The 13407-nt window shown below is 67.8% G+C and carries 13 protein-coding genes; 5 read left to right on the forward strand and 8 right to left on the reverse strand.

Annotation, left to right across the window (positions count from 1 at the left end; translation table 11 throughout):
* The first annotated feature begins 149 nt into the window (after positions 1 to 149).
* Both D6M19_RS03510 and D6M19_RS03515 read left to right on the forward strand, forming a co-directional pair.
* Complete coding sequence (locus tag D6M19_RS03510; protein ID WP_123023785.1) at positions 150 to 641, forward strand: M23 family metallopeptidase; 492 nt, start codon at positions 150 to 152, stop codon at positions 639 to 641.
* Between the two features lie 114 nt (positions 642 to 755).
* Positions 756 to 2195: a protein adenylyltransferase SelO gene (locus tag D6M19_RS03515; protein ID WP_123023786.1), complete on the forward strand. Its 1440-nt coding sequence runs from the start codon at positions 756 to 758 to the stop codon at positions 2193 to 2195.
* A 63-nt stretch (positions 2196 to 2258) separates the two neighbouring features.
* Here the strand turns inward: D6M19_RS03515 and D6M19_RS03520 are convergent, their stop codons facing one another.
* From D6M19_RS03520 to D6M19_RS03550, 7 genes are all read right to left on the reverse strand, one after another.
* Complete coding sequence (locus tag D6M19_RS03520; protein ID WP_123023787.1) at positions 2259 to 3161, reverse strand: tyrosine recombinase XerC; 903 nt, start codon at positions 3159 to 3161, stop codon at positions 2259 to 2261.
* A 32-nt stretch (positions 3162 to 3193) separates the two neighbouring features.
* Positions 3194 to 4354 (reverse strand): lactate 2-monooxygenase, encoded by a 1161-nt coding sequence (locus D6M19_RS03525; protein ID WP_123023788.1) that lies wholly within the window; start codon positions 4352 to 4354, stop codon positions 3194 to 3196.
* 24 nt (positions 4355 to 4378) lie between these two features.
* Positions 4379 to 5233, reverse strand: coding sequence for a siderophore-interacting protein (locus D6M19_RS03530; protein WP_123023789.1), 855 nt, complete (start codon positions 5231 to 5233; stop codon positions 4379 to 4381).
* Between the two features lie 76 nt (positions 5234 to 5309).
* Positions 5310 to 6434, reverse strand: a complete 1125-nt coding sequence (gene dprA, locus D6M19_RS03535; protein WP_123023790.1) for a DNA-processing protein DprA — start codon at positions 6432 to 6434, stop codon at positions 5310 to 5312.
* Positions 6431 to 7942, reverse strand: coding sequence for a YifB family Mg chelatase-like AAA ATPase (locus tag D6M19_RS03540; protein ID WP_123023791.1), 1512 nt, complete (start codon positions 7940 to 7942; stop codon positions 6431 to 6433). Before D6M19_RS03540 ends, dprA begins: the two co-directional genes overlap by 4 nt.
* Positions 7942 to 8310, reverse strand: a complete 369-nt coding sequence (locus D6M19_RS03545; protein ID WP_123024115.1) for a YraN family protein — start codon at positions 8308 to 8310, stop codon at positions 7942 to 7944. The genes D6M19_RS03540 and D6M19_RS03545 overlap by 1 nt, the downstream gene beginning before the upstream one ends.
* Before the next feature lie 86 nt (positions 8311 to 8396).
* Positions 8397 to 9236, reverse strand: a complete 840-nt coding sequence (locus tag D6M19_RS03550; protein WP_123023792.1) for an EamA family transporter — start codon at positions 9234 to 9236, stop codon at positions 8397 to 8399.
* A gap of 141 nt (positions 9237 to 9377) precedes the next feature.
* Here D6M19_RS03550 and D6M19_RS03555 point away from each other — a divergent pair, with 141 nt between their 5' ends.
* Complete coding sequence (locus D6M19_RS03555; RefSeq protein WP_123023793.1) at positions 9378 to 10199, forward strand: DUF1206 domain-containing protein; 822 nt, start codon at positions 9378 to 9380, stop codon at positions 10197 to 10199.
* A gap of 7 nt (positions 10200 to 10206) precedes the next feature.
* On the opposite strand, the gene D6M19_RS03560 is transcribed toward D6M19_RS03555, so the two are convergent.
* Positions 10207 to 10596, reverse strand: a complete 390-nt coding sequence (locus tag D6M19_RS03560; protein WP_123023794.1) for a heme-binding protein — start codon at positions 10594 to 10596, stop codon at positions 10207 to 10209.
* 213 nt (positions 10597 to 10809) lie between these two features.
* On the opposite strand from D6M19_RS03560, the gene D6M19_RS03565 reads away from it, so the two are divergent.
* Entirely contained in the window at positions 10810 to 11826 is a 1017-nt protein-coding gene (locus tag D6M19_RS03565; RefSeq protein WP_123023795.1) for an iron ABC transporter substrate-binding protein, read from the forward strand.
* Positions 11827 to 13407, forward strand: a complete 1581-nt coding sequence (locus D6M19_RS03570) for an ABC transporter permease (RefSeq protein ID WP_123023796.1) — start codon at positions 11827 to 11829, stop codon at positions 13405 to 13407.

A 13407-nucleotide genomic window follows, 5' to 3' on the forward strand; every position in this document is an offset into this window, starting at 1 on the left:
GCGCAGGCGCGCGAAGTCAATCCGCTGGTGCGAATTGCGGATTTGAGTTTACACCGTGCCAACAGGTGCTTTGTCCACACTGCCGGGCTGATCCCCAGGTGAGCACTTCACACCTTCCCGAACCGGATGCGGCGCGCTGAGCTGGGCGTATGCGACTCGCGACTGTGATTGTGCTGCTTGCGGTCATGTGCGCGGCGCCGGTGAGGGCCGACGACGGCAGGCTGACCTGGCCGTTACGGCCGCGACCGGCGGTTATGCGCGAGTTTGATGCACCGTCGCCGAACTGGCAGCGCGGACACCGCGGGGTTGACCTGTCCGGAGCGCCCGGTCAGCCGGTGTACGCCGCAGGGCCAGGGACGGTGGTGTTCGCCGGGGAGCTCGCCGGTCGGCCAGTGGTGTCGGTGGCCCACCCCGGTGGCCTGCGGACCAGCTACGAGCCGGTTTTGGCTTCAGTGCGGCCCGGGCAGTTGGTGGCTTCTGGCAAGGCACTCGGCGAGCTGGCACCCGGACACCAGGGCTGCCCGGCGCCGGCCTGTCTGCACTGGGGGGCGATGTGGGGCCCCGCCGCCAACGCCGATTACGTCGACCCGTTGGGGTTGCTGGTGACGACCCCCATCCGGCTCAAGCCGCTGCACGGCTGACCTTTGCACCGCGAACGTGCGTGTCTGCACACGACACGCCGCGGAACTCTGTACAACTGCGCACGCTCGCGCTGCGAGGCGCTCCGGCCGAAGCTGTCCGTAGGCTGGACGGCGATGAGCGTCGCTCCCGAAACCACGGTTGTCCTTGGCAACCGATTCGCCACTGAGCTGCCCGAGCTCGCGGTGCGCTGGCAGGCGGAATCCACCCCCGCGCCGCGACTGCTTGTCCTCAACGAGCCGCTTTCGGCCGAGCTGGGAATCGATCCGGCATGGCTGCGCAGCGCCGACGGGATGGGCCTACTCGGGGGAACCCGGGTGCCCGCGGGCGCCGAACCGGTCGCCCAGGCCTATGCGGGCCATCAGTTCGGCGGGTGGGTGCCCCGCCTCGGCGATGGGCGCGCGCTGCTGCTCGGCGAACTCGTCGACACCAGGGGCCGACTGCGAGATCTGCACCTCAAGGGTTCGGGGCGCACTCCGTTCGCCCGCGGCGGTGACGGCTTGGCGGCCGTCGGCCCGATGTTGCGCGAATACGTCGTCAGCGAAGCGATGCACGCCATGCACATCCCGACCACGCGCGCCCTGTCCGTCGTGGCCACCGGCCGCCCGGTGCGACGCGATACGGTGCTCGACGGCGCCGTCCTGGCCAGGGTCGCCGCCAGTCACCTGCGCGTCGGCAGCTTCGAATATGTCTCTGCTGCAGGCGAACTCGACGTTCTGCGCCGACTCGCCGACCACGCGATCGCCAGGCACTATCCCGCCGCCGCCGACGCCGACAACCCGTACCTGGCGCTGCTCGACGCGGTCATCGCCGGACAGGCCTGGCTCATCGCCCAGTGGATGCTCGTCGGGTTCGTGCACGGGGTGATGAACACCGACAACATGACGATCGCGGGCGAGACGATCGACTACGGGCCGTGTGCGTTCATGGACGCCTTCGATCCCAAGACGGTGTTCAGCTCGATCGACGCCCGCGGCCGCTACGCCTACGGCAATCAGCCGACCGTCGCCGGCTGGAACCTCGCCCGCTTCGCAGAGGCGCTGCTGCCACTGATCGCCGACGACCAGGACCGTGGGATCGCTCTGGCGACCGCGTCACTGCAGGATTTCGCGCGGCAGTACGCGGCGGCGTGGACGGCGGGCATGCAGCGGAAGCTCGGCCTGCCCGACGACATCGACGACAGCGTCGTCGCGGAGCTCGCCGACGATCTGCTGGCGCACCTCGAACGGGACCAGGTCGACTTCACGTCGTTCTTCCGCAGGTTGAGTGCGACGGCTCGTGGCGATGCGGCACCGGCATTCGACGACGACTGGGTGGCCCGCTGGCTCGCGCTGGGGCCGGACGCCGACGGAATGGATGGCCTCAACCCCGTCTACATCCCGCGCAATCACCTCGTCGAGGAGGCCCTCGCCGCTGCGTCGGCCGGCGATATGGATCCCGTCGAACGACTACTGGTCGCGATCACATCCCCGTACACCGAGCGACCCGGGTTCGAGCGCTATGCCGAACCCGCCCCGGATGACTTCGGTTGCTATCAAACCTTCTGCGGCACTTGACCTTTGGTAGCGATTTCGGCGCGCTCACGTGCGCTGAGCGTCGATGAGCGCGCCGAAATCGCTTCATGCGCGCGGGTGGGCCTGGTCGTGCACGGCCCGCAGCCGCGCAACCGTGACATGCGTGTAGAGCTGCGTGGTGGCCAACGTCGAATGGCCGAGCAGTTCCTGCACGATGCGCAGATCCGCGCCGCCCTCGAGCAGGTGGGTGGCCGCGCTGTGCCGCAGCCCGTGTGGCCCGATATCGGGTGCTCCGTCGACAGCGGCGACGGTCTGGTGCACGACGGTGCGGGCCTGCCGTTGATCGAGGCGACGGCCGCGGGCACCGAGCAGTAGCGCAGGTCCCGAATCGCTGGTGGCCAGCGCGGGCCTGCCGTCGGTCAGCCACGCCGTCAATGCGGCCTGCGCCGGCTCGCCGAACGGCACTGTGCGTTGTTTGTTGCCCTTGCCGAGAACACGCAGAAGGCGCCGGGGCATATCGATGTCGTCGACGTCGAGGCCGCACAGCTCGCTGACCCTGATGCCGGTGGCGTAGAGCATCTCGACGATGAGCCGATCCCGAAGTGCCATCGGATCACCTTGTTGCGCACCTGAATTGGCCGCAGCCATGGCATCCAGCGCCTGGTCCTGACGCAACACCGCCGGCAGTGTCCGCCGCGCCTTTGGCACCTGAAGGCGGCTGGCCGGGTCGGTGGACAGCAGCCCCCGCCGGGTCGCCCACGCGGTGAACGTTTTCACCGCGGAGGTCCGGCGCGCGAGCGTGGTGCGCGCTACACCCGCGGCGGCCTGGGCGGCCAGCCAGGACCGCAGCACCGGCAGGCTCAGGCTGCTCAACTGAGGATTCGGCGCCCGCTGCGACAGGAATTCGAAAAGCGACCGTAGGTCACCGAGATACGCGCGGCGGGTGTGGTCGGAGCGGCCGCGCTCGAGAGCGAGATGCTCGTCGAACTCCTCGAGGATGGCCTGCACTCGCCCACCGTGGCAGACGAGTAAGGGGCGACTCAGATGACGCGCCGAAGCGTGTCCGGAGTGAGATCTTTGCGGGTCGGATAGCCGTCGACGGCCATGATGAGGTCGGTCTCGGCCAACAACGAGCGCAGCACGTGGACCACGCCGTCGGTGCCGCCCAGCGCGAGCCCGTACGCGTACGGACGCCCGATACCCACCGCGGTGGCACCGAGCGCCAGCGCCTTGATGATGTCGGCGCCGCTGCGGATGCCGGAGTCGAAAAGCACAGGAACCCCCTGCGCGGCTTCGACGACACCGGGCAGGCAGTCGATCGCGGGGATTCCGCCATTGGCCTGGCGCCCACCGTGATTGCTGCAGTAGATGCCGTCGACACCGCCGTCGATCGCGCGCCGGGCATCGTCGGGGTGGCAGATGCCCTTCACGATCAACGGCAGCTTGGTCAGCGAGCGCAGCCACGGCAGATCGTCCCAGCGCAGCGGATTGCCGAAGACCTGCACCCAGCGCAGCACGGTGGCCTGCGGGTTCTGCTCGGGCGGCTGATCGAGGCTGGCCCGGAACACCGGGTCGCTCGTGTAGTTGCTCAGGCATTTGCCGCGCAACTGCGGGAAGTTGGAGGTCGACAGGTCGCGGGGCCGCCAGCCGGGCACCCAGGTGTCGAGGGTGACGACGACGCCCTTGTAGCCGGCCGCTTCGGCGCGCTGCACCAGGCTCGCGGCCAGGTCGCGATCGGTGGGCGTGTAGAGCTGGAAAAAGCCTGGGGTGTCGCCGAATTCGGCCGCGATGTCTTCCATCGGGTCTTCGGTCAGCGTCGAGATCACCATCGGCACACCCGTGCGCGCGGCGGCGCGGGCGGTGGCCAGGTCGCCGTGCCCGTCCTGTGAGCACAGCCCGATGACCCCGATCGGCGCCATGAAAACCGGCGACGGCAACGTCAGGCCGAAAAGGTTGATCGACAGGTCGCGTTCCTTGGCGCCGACGAACATCCGCGGCATCAGTCCCCAGTTGTCGAACGCGGTCCGGTTGACGCGCTGGGTGCGTTCGTCTCCCGCCCCTCCGGTGACGTAGGACCACACCGACGGCGGCATCGCGGCCTCGGCCTTGGCTTCCCAATCGGCGTACGCCATCGGCAGCGACGGGACGATCCCCGACAGGCCCTGAAGGTAGATCTCGAGTTGGTAGTCACCGAACGCCATGGCATCAGCGTGCCAGGTCGAGGCTCAGGCGTTGGCGCCTTCCTCGGCTTGGGCGAGTTCGCGTTTCCACTGCCGGAACGTCTCCTCGGTGCGGCCGCGCCGCCAATACCCGGAAATCGAGTTCGCCCACTTCGCTTCCACGCCGCGTTCTTTGCGGATGTACGGCCGTAGGTTATGCATCACCGTCTGCGCTTCACCGTGGATGAAGACCTGAACCTGACCGGGCAGCCAGTTGGCCTCCTTGACCGCCGCGATCAGCGGTGCATGGTCACCGGCCCTGTCCTCGGACACCAGGTCGGCCCGCCCGCCGCGATAGATCCAGTTCACGCCGACTCCTTCGGGCGCCTTAAGCGGGATCTCGTCCTCCGGCCCGGCGACCTCGATGAAGACCTTGCCGACAGCGTTGTCGGGCAACGCCTCCAACGCGGCGCTGATCGCGGGTAGCGCCGCTTCGTCACCGGCGATCAGGTGCCAGTCGGCGGCGGGGTCGGGTGCGTACGCACCACTTGGGCCCATCAGGAAGGCGCGCTTTCCCGGCGTGGCGGCCGAGGCCCACGGACCTGCCACGCCGTGCTCACCGTGCACGACGAAGTCGATGGTGAGTTCACGCCGCTCGGCATCGGCGTTGCGCACGGTGTAGGTACGAACGGTCGGCCGGTGCTCGGCGGGCAACTCGTTGAAGCTGTCGAGTGTCAGCGGCTGCGGCAGCGCGCTCACGTCGACGTCGTCGCGGACGAACACGATCTTGACGTAGGCGTCGGTGTAGTCGTTGGGCGTGAAGGTGTCGAATCCGCCGCCGCCGAGCACCACCCGAACGATGTGTGCGGTGAGGTTCTCGGTGCGCAGCACCTCGAAGGTGTGCACGGGACGTCCTGCCACTGGTCCTCCAAACTCCTGGCCGGTATTCGTTAGCCAGTCTCAACGACTATACGAGCGGTGGCTATTCCTCGGTGGCCTACCTTCTGAGCTTCCAGTAGCCCTCGTCACGAATAACCAAACCGCACACTTCCAGCATGGATAGGGGTCCCAACACTTGGGTCGGCGGCAGGCCCGACGCGACGGCGATCTGGTCGGTCGTGCGGCGGCCGCGGGCGGGCAGCGCCTCGTAGACCAGCTGTTCGGCTTCGCCGAGTCCGTCGAGCGCCGACACGGGCCGCTGTTCGTCTGGCGCGAGTTCACCCACCCGGCCGATGAGTTCGACGACGTCGGCGGCACGGGTCACCAACACCACGGCCTCGTCGCGCAGCAGCGCGTGACACCCGATCGACGCCGCGGAGGTGACCGGACCGGGCACTGCGCACACCGGGCGGCCGAGCGCCCGTGCCCACGCCGCGGTGTTCGCCGCGCCACTTCGCGCGCCCGCTTCGACGACCACCGTGGCACCCGACAGCACGGCGACCAGCCGATTGCGGGTCAGGAATCGATGCCGCGCCGGACGTACACCTGGCGGGTACTCGCTGACGGCCAGGCCCTGCTGTCCGATCCGATGCAGTAGCCCGGCGTGGCCTGCCGGGTAGGGGACATCGATGCCGCCCGCGAGCACCGCCACGGTGAACCCGTCGGCGGCAAGCGTGGCGCGGTGCGCCGCGCCGTCGATGCCGTACGCGCCGCCCGACACCACCGACACCTCCCGCTCGACGAGGCCCGCGGCCAAGTCGGCAGCGACATGCTCGCCGTAGGTGGTGCACGCTCTGGTCCCGACGATCGCGACGGCGCGCTCGGCCATGTCGTCGAGGCGGGCCGAGCCGACAACCCACAGCGCCATGGGCGGATGGCCCTGTGGCCGCAACAGGTGATCCACGCCTGCGAATGCCGTGAAGGACAGCAACGGCCATTCGTTGTCGTCGGCGGCGATCAGGCGGCCACCGCGACGGTCGAGAACATCTAGATCGGCTGCTGCGCAATCTATCTCGCGACGCGCTTCGGTGCGGCGGGCAAGATCCGCTGCGACATCTCCTGTCTTGATCCGGGCGGCGGCCTCGACCGGTCCGACTCGACTGACCAACGCAGTCAGGTCCGGACATGGCGGCTCGGCCACCCGAGACAGGTACGCCAACGCGAGTCGTGTCTGGTCCCTCATTGCACACCGTCGGGTTGGCGAAAACTCAATGCGGTGGTGACGTCGCCGCGGCAAGGCGATGTCCGCCCGGCCAGGTCGGCCAGCGTCCACGCGACGCGCAGCGTCCTGTCCACGCCACGGATGCTGAGCACGCCGCGGTCGGTTGCCGTCCTCAGCGGGGCCATCACGTCGGTTGACAGCCGAAACCTACGTCGTAGCAGCACTCCGCTGACCTCCGCATTGGTCCGGACACCGTGATCACGCCAGCGCTCCGCCGCCGCGTCGCGCGCCGCCTTCACCCGGTCTCGCACCGCCGCGGTCGACTCCCCCGCTTCGGCGGCAAACGCTCCGGCTTTCTCGCGGTGCATGAACACCCGCAGGTCCACCCGGTCGAGAAGCGGGCCAGACAACTTGCTCAGATACCGGCGCTTCTCGGCGGACGTGCAGATGCAGTCGTGTGGATCGGGTGACGCACACGGGCACGGATTGGCCGCGAGAACCAGTTGGAAGCGGGCTGGATACTTGGCAACGCCGTCACGCCGGGCCAGGCGAATCTCGCCGTCCTCCAACGGTGTTCGCAATGCCTCCAGCGCGCTGTTCCCGACCTCGGCGTACTCGTCGAGAAAGAGCACGCCGCGGTGTGCGCGGCTGACAGCGCCCGGTCGCGCCATGCCCGATCCACCCCCCACGAGTGCCGCAACGGTGGACGTGTGGTGGGGCGCGACGAACGGTGCGCGGGTGATCAGCGGGGTGTCGCCGGAAAGCAGGCCCGCGACCGAATGGATTGCAGTGACTTCGAGCGATTCGCCGTGCGACAACTCCGGCAATAGGCCGGGAAGCCGTTGCGCCAGCATTGTTTTCCCGACGCCGGGCGGACCTGTGAGCGTCAGGTGATGCGCACCGGCGGCCGCCACCTCGACGGCGTACCTGGCATGCACCTGCCCGACGACATCGGCGAGGTCCACCTCGGGCTCCGGTTCGGTCGTCGGCGCCTCGACCCGCCCGGCCAACTGTGCCTTGCCCGAGAGCCAGGCACGTAGCTGCCCAAGCGTTCGTGCGCCGAGCACCTCGACGCCGTCGACGAGGCTGGCTTCACGGAGGTTGTCGACCGGGACAACGACGGCCGGCCACCCCTCCCGCTTTGCGGTCAGCACCGCGGGCAGCACACCTTTGACCGGGCGCACCCTTCCGTCGAGGGCCAACTCGCCGAGCAGCAGGTTCTTTTCGAGCCGCACCCATTCCTTCTTGCCGTGTGCCGAAAGCACCGCGGCAGCCAGGGCCAAGTCGTACACCGAACCCATCTTCGGCAGCGTCGCAGGCGAAAGGGCCAACGTCAGGCGCGCCATCGGCCAGTCACTGCCGCAGTTGGTGATTGCGGCCCGCACGCGGTCACGCGATTCCTGCAGCGCGGTGTCGGGCAGGCCAACGAGATGCACACCGGGCAGCCCCGAGGTGATGTCAGCCTCGATCTCCACGATCTCGCCTTCCAGCCCGCGCACCGCGACAGAGAACGCCCTGCCAAGCGCCATCAGACGACCGCCTGCAGATGGGTGATCTCGGGGGTGCGCTGTCTGCCGATGCGCACACCGATGACGTCGATGCGCACCGCAGCCCAGCCCTTGTCCTGACCGGCCAGCCACAACCCGGCCAGCCGGCGCAGCCGCCGGACCTTGTCCGGCGTGACCGCCTGCTGCACTCCCCCGAAGCGATCGCTGGTGCGTGTCTTGACTTCGACGAATACCGCGGTGCGCGTGGCGTCGTCGGCCGCGATGACGTCCAGTTCGCCGTAGCGGCAGCGCCAGTTGCGGTCCAGCACGACCAGCCCGAGCGTCCTCAGATGCTCGACCGCGAGTTGCTCACCCAACGCACCGATCTCGGCACGAGTCAATGAAGTCATGTCGTCACGGTGCACTGCGAGGCGGACAACGTGACCCCGCAGGGGCAGGGTTATCCACAGTCGGCATTTCATCCACAACGACAGCGCTACGGCAGGCTGATCAGCACCACGCCTGCGAGCACCACGCCCGCGGCCATCGCGCGGCGAGCACCGAGCCGCTCACCGAGGAACACCGCGCCGATCAACGCGCCGAACACAATGCTCGTCTCGCGCAGCGCCGCGATGGGCGCCAACGCACCGCTGGTCTGGGCCCACAAGACGATGGTGTACGCGACGATCGAGATGGCGCCGCCCGCAAGACCCGGCACCGCCGACGCGCGGACGGCCGAGGGTAGCGCGCGGCCGCGTCGGATAGCGGCGAGCACCGCGATCGGTGGACCCTGAAGCAAGAACATCCAGCCGGTATAGGCGAACAGCGGGGCGTGCATCACCCCAAGACCGTCGACCACCGTGTAGGACGCGATCGCCAAGCCGGTCAAGACGGCCGCGGTGATTGCAGGCAGATCCCGGCGGCCCGGCCGCCCGCCGATGAAGACCAGCGCGATCAGTCCCGCGGAGACGGCCAGCACCCCGGCCAGTTCGGCGACGGGCAGTTCGCGACCGAGAATCACCACCGAGACCAGCGCGACAACCCACGGCGACGTGCCTCTGGCGAGCGGATACATCTGGCTGAACTCACCCAGTTCATAGCTGGCCAGCAGCAGAAGGTTATACACCACGTGCAGCGCCGCGGAGGCGACGATGAACGGCCACGCGCCGGCCGGGGGCATGCCTGCGAACGCCACCATCAGGCCGCCACCCACAGCGTCGGCCACGCCGATCAGCGCGAATCCCACAAGACGGTCAGAAATGGCGTGCGCCAACGAGTTCCAGGTCGCGTGCAGCAACGCCGACAAGAGCACGGCGAAGACGATCGACAAACTCACCCAGTTAGCTCCTCGAGTGAAACCCTACGTAGCCGCCGTCATTCACCGCAGTAGCGGGTCACGGGGGTCGCCGGCGGTAACCGCACCTATTGGTTTCGGGAGCGTCAAAAAGCGGTACTCGGCCTCGCAAAGGAGGTCGACATGAGCAACACGTCAGTCCACGGTGCGGTCGACAAGGCAACCGATAGCAAGGCGTTCGAGTACACCGCACGGATCGGCTTCGCGGCCAGCGGCGTCCTGCACCTGCTCGTGGCGTTAATCATCCTGCGCCTCGCGTTCGGCTCCGGTGGGGGCAACGCCGACCAGTCCGGCGCGCTCGCCACCGTTGCCAAACAACCCGGAGGCTCCCTCATGCTCTGGGTCGCGGCCGTCGGGCTGGTGGCCCTCGGCCTGTGGCGCGTCGCCGAGGCGGTGGTCGGATCCAAGCCCGGTGAGCGCTCCGGACAGCAGAAGGACGACTCGCCGGCCTGGAAGCGCGCGAAGTCAATCGGCCTGGCCATCGTCAACTTCGCAATCGCCTTTTCCGCGGCGAAGTTCGCGATGGGCAGCGGACAGTCCAGCGGCCAGCAGAACGCCGGGATGTCCGCCGAGCTGATGCAGTCCGGCTGGGGCAAGACCCTGCTGATCGCGGTGGGGTTGGGAATTGCAGCGGTCGGCGGTTACCACGTCTACAAGGGCGCGTCGAAGAAGTTCCTCAAGGACCTGCGTGTCTCCGGCGGGACCGGTATCACCGCCGTCGGCATTACCGGATACGTCGCCAAAGGCCTGGCACTGGCCGGAATCGGCGTGCTGGTGATCATGGCGTCGCTGCAATCCGACCCGTCGAAGTCAACCGGTTTGGACGCGGCGATCAAGGCGGTTGGCGCGGCGCCGTTCGGCAAGATCCTGCTGATTCTGGCCGCGCTTGGGCTGGCCGCCTTCGGCGCCTACAGCTTCGTGCGCAGCCGGTACGGCCGCATGTAGCGCTGGGCTACTGGAACGACTCGACGAGCGCCGCCAACTGACCGGGGGACACTCCCATACCGCATTGGTTGCGCAGGTCCGTCAACGGTTGGGCGATCCGTTTCAGGTCCAGAAACTCACCGGGGTGGGCCATGAAGTAGGACTGGACGCTGGCTTTGGCCTCGTCCGTCGGCTGCGACCCCGCCTTCGTCAACACGTCGTCGGCGCCGGGATGGGCGGCAAGGTAGGCGCCGGCGTCGGCCATCACCCCGCTGCCCGTGCTGGCCAACCCGCTCGCCGTGCATGGCGCAGCACTTGCCGTCGGCAGCGCGATCGTGGCGGCCGAGACGCCGCCGATGACGAAGGCTATGACCGTGCCGAGGACTCCGCGGCGCGTCACAGATCCGGAGCTTTTCATGGGCAAAGTCTTACACGCCGAGGTGGCCGTTGGCCGTCCGAAGTTGCTGGGTCTGTGACCTTGTCCTCTGGCCCAGCCTCGGCCAGCGGATTCACAGTCGATACGTGGGAATGGGATCACGAAGGGGCGGCCGGTTCGAAGGCGGTCGAGGGGTATCTTCATTTAGGTTACCCTCAGCTAAAGGCGCCCGCGGGCGCGGGAAGGACCGCCTGGATGCGAACCCGTTGGAGCCGAATCGCCGCCCTGATGTCGGCCGTCACCGTTGTTCTCGGAATGACAGCTTGCTCGAGTTCGGGTGGCGGCGATGAACTCCTCATCTACAACGCCCAGCACGAATCGCTGACGAAGGAATGGATCGACGCCTTCACCAAGGAGACCGGTATCAAGGTCACCTACCGTCAGGGCGGCGACACCGAACTGGGCAACCAACTCGTCGCCGAGGGCGACGCCTCGCCAGCCGATGTCTTCCTGACCGAGAACTCCCCCGCAATGGCCGCAGTCGAGAAGGCCGGGCTGTTCGCCGACCTCAACGCCGACACCCTCGATCAGGTTCCGGCGCAGTACCGTCCGGCCACCGGAAAATGGACGGGTGTCGCGGCGCGCAGCACCGTGTTCGTCTACAACAAGACCAGGCTGGCGGCCGACCAGCTGCCGAAATCCATGACGGATCTGCAGCAGCCCGCATGGAAAGGCCGCTGGGGTGGAGCTCCGGCCAAGGCCGACTTCCAGGCCATCGTCTCGGCCTATCTCCAGCTCGAGGGCGAGCCGGCCACCGAGCAGTGGCTGGCGGGCATGAAGGCCAACGCGAAGATCTACAACGACAACATCGCAACCATGAAGGCCGTCAATGCCGGTGAGGTCGACGGCGGCATCATCTACCACTATTACTGGTTCCGCGACCAGGCCAATACCAAAGAGGGCAGCGGCAATACGGCGTTGCACTATTTCAAGAACTCCGACCCCGGCGCGTTCGTCAGCCTGTCCGGCGGCGGTGTGCTGAAGTCCAGTAAGAAGGCCGAGCAGGCGCAACAGTTCATCAAGTTCGTCACCGGTAAGGCGGGACAGGAGGTGCTTGAGAAGGGCACCTCGTTCGAGTACCCGGTCGCCAGCGACGTTCCCGCGAATCCGGCCCTGCCCCCGCTCGATTCGCTGCAGGCGCCCAAGGTCGATCCCTCGACGCTGGATGCGCAGAAGGTGACCGACCTGATGACGAAGGCGGGCTTGTTGTAGGTGATCGCTCCCGCTCCCCCCGTCTCGCGCCCCGCGGCATCGGTTTCGCGGTCTGAGTCGACGGCCCGCCCCGGCCCGCTGGTTTCGGCCACGGTCGCGATTCTGGTTGCCGCCACGGCCATCCCGCTCGGGTACGTGGTGTGGGGCGCGGTTTCGGTCGGGTGGGACAGGGCATACGAACTGGTAGTCAGGCCACGGGTCGGCGAGCTGTTGGTGAACACCGTCGCGCTGGTCGTCGTCACCGTGCCGCTGTGTGCGGTCATCGGAATCGCGGTGGCCTGGCTGGTGGAGCGGACCGACCTGCCCGGCCGGGCACTTTGGCGTCCGTTGTTCGTTGCGCCGCTTGCTGTTCCGGCCTTCGTCAACAGCTACGCCTGGGTAGGGGTGATCCCGTCCCTGCACGGACTGTGGGCGGGGGTGTTGATCACGACGCTTTCGTATTTCCCGTTCATGTATCTACCCGTGGCCGCGACGCTGCGCCGGCTCGATCCGGCCGTCGAGGAATCGGCCCGCGCGCTCGGATCCGACTCCGCGGGGGTGTTCTTCCGCGTGGTACTGCCGCAACTGCGGTTGGCGATCCTTGGCGGTGCCCTGTTGATCGGCGTACACCTGCTCGCCGAATACGGTGCCTTTGCCATGGTCCGGTTCGACACCTTCACCGTCGCGATCTTCCAGCAGTTCCAGGTCACCTTCGACGGTGCGGCGGGCAGCATGCTGGCAGGCGTACTCGTCCTTCTGTGTCTGGTACTCCTGTTAGCGGAGGCGGCCGCTCGCGGCAAAGCGCGGTATGCCCGAATCGGCTCGGGCGCACCGCGCGCTGCCGTGCCGGTCCGTCTGGGCCGCAATGTATTTCCCGCGACGACTTGTCTGGCGGTACTGGCGGCGCTGGCGATCGCCGTCCCGGTGTGGACGATCGTGCGGTGGCTGTGGATCGGCGGCACACGAGTTTGGGACTTCGGCGAGATCGCCAATGCGCTGGGCCAGACCATCGCACTGGCCGCCTCTGCGGCTGCGCTGACGACGGTGCTGGCCTTCCCGGTTGCCTGGGTAGCCGTGCGGTCGAACGGCGCGTTGGCGCGCGCGGTGGAAGGCGCAAACTACATCACCAGTTCGCTTCCCGGGATCGTCACCGCGCTGGCGTTGGTGACCGTGGCCATTCACTTCGCCCGCCCGCTCTACCAGTCCGTGCCGCTGATCGTGTTCGCGTATGTCCTTTTGTTCATGCCCCGAGCGCTTGTCAATGTCCGCGCGGGCCTGGCCCAGGTCCCGCCTGGCCTCGAGGAGGCGTCGCGCTCGCTTGGCAGTTCTCCGAGCGCCACCTTCCTGCGGGTGACACTGCGGCTCACCGCGCCTGCCGCAGCCGCCGCCGCGTCCCTGGTATTCGTGGCGGTGGCAACGGAACTGACGGCGACCCTGCTACTCGCGCCAACCGGCACAAGGACGCTGTCGATGCTGTTCTGGTCATTCAGCAGCGAGCTGGACTACGCGGCCGCCGCGCCGTACGCCCTCACCCTTGTGTTGCTCGCCATTCCCGTGACGCTGATTCTGTTCCGGCAGTCGACGAAGGTGGCCGCGCTGTGA

The sequence above is a fragment of the Mycolicibacterium stellerae genome (assembly GCF_003719305.1).
GTDB classification, from domain to species: domain Bacteria; phylum Actinomycetota; class Actinomycetes; order Mycobacteriales; family Mycobacteriaceae; genus Mycobacterium; species Mycobacterium stellerae.

Coding starts and splice junctions, on each gene's coding strand:
- D6M19_RS03510 (WP_123023785.1), top strand. CDS start 150: ATGCGACTCGCGACTGTGATTGTGCTGCTTGCGGTCATGTGCGCGGCG.
- D6M19_RS03515 (WP_123023786.1), top strand. CDS start 756: ATGAGCGTCGCTCCCGAAACCACGGTTGTCCTTGGCAACCGATTCGCC.
- D6M19_RS03525 (WP_123023788.1), bottom strand. CDS start 4,354: ATGGCGTTCGGTGACTACCAACTCGAGATCTACCTTCAGGGCCTGTCG.
- dprA (WP_123023790.1), bottom strand. CDS start 6,434: ATGAGGGACCAGACACGACTCGCGTTGGCGTACCTGTCTCGGGTGGCC.
- D6M19_RS03540 (WP_123023791.1), bottom strand. CDS start 7,942: ATGGCGCTTGGCAGGGCGTTCTCTGTCGCGGTGCGCGGGCTGGAAGGC.
- D6M19_RS03545 (WP_123024115.1), bottom strand. CDS start 8,310: ATGACTTCATTGACTCGTGCCGAGATCGGTGCGTTGGGTGAGCAACTC.
- D6M19_RS03555 (WP_123023793.1), top strand. CDS start 9,378: ATGAGCAACACGTCAGTCCACGGTGCGGTCGACAAGGCAACCGATAGC.
- D6M19_RS03560 (WP_123023794.1), bottom strand. CDS start 10,596: ATGAAAAGCTCCGGATCTGTGACGCGCCGCGGAGTCCTCGGCACGGTC.
- D6M19_RS03565 (WP_123023795.1), top strand. CDS start 10,810: ATGCGAACCCGTTGGAGCCGAATCGCCGCCCTGATGTCGGCCGTCACC.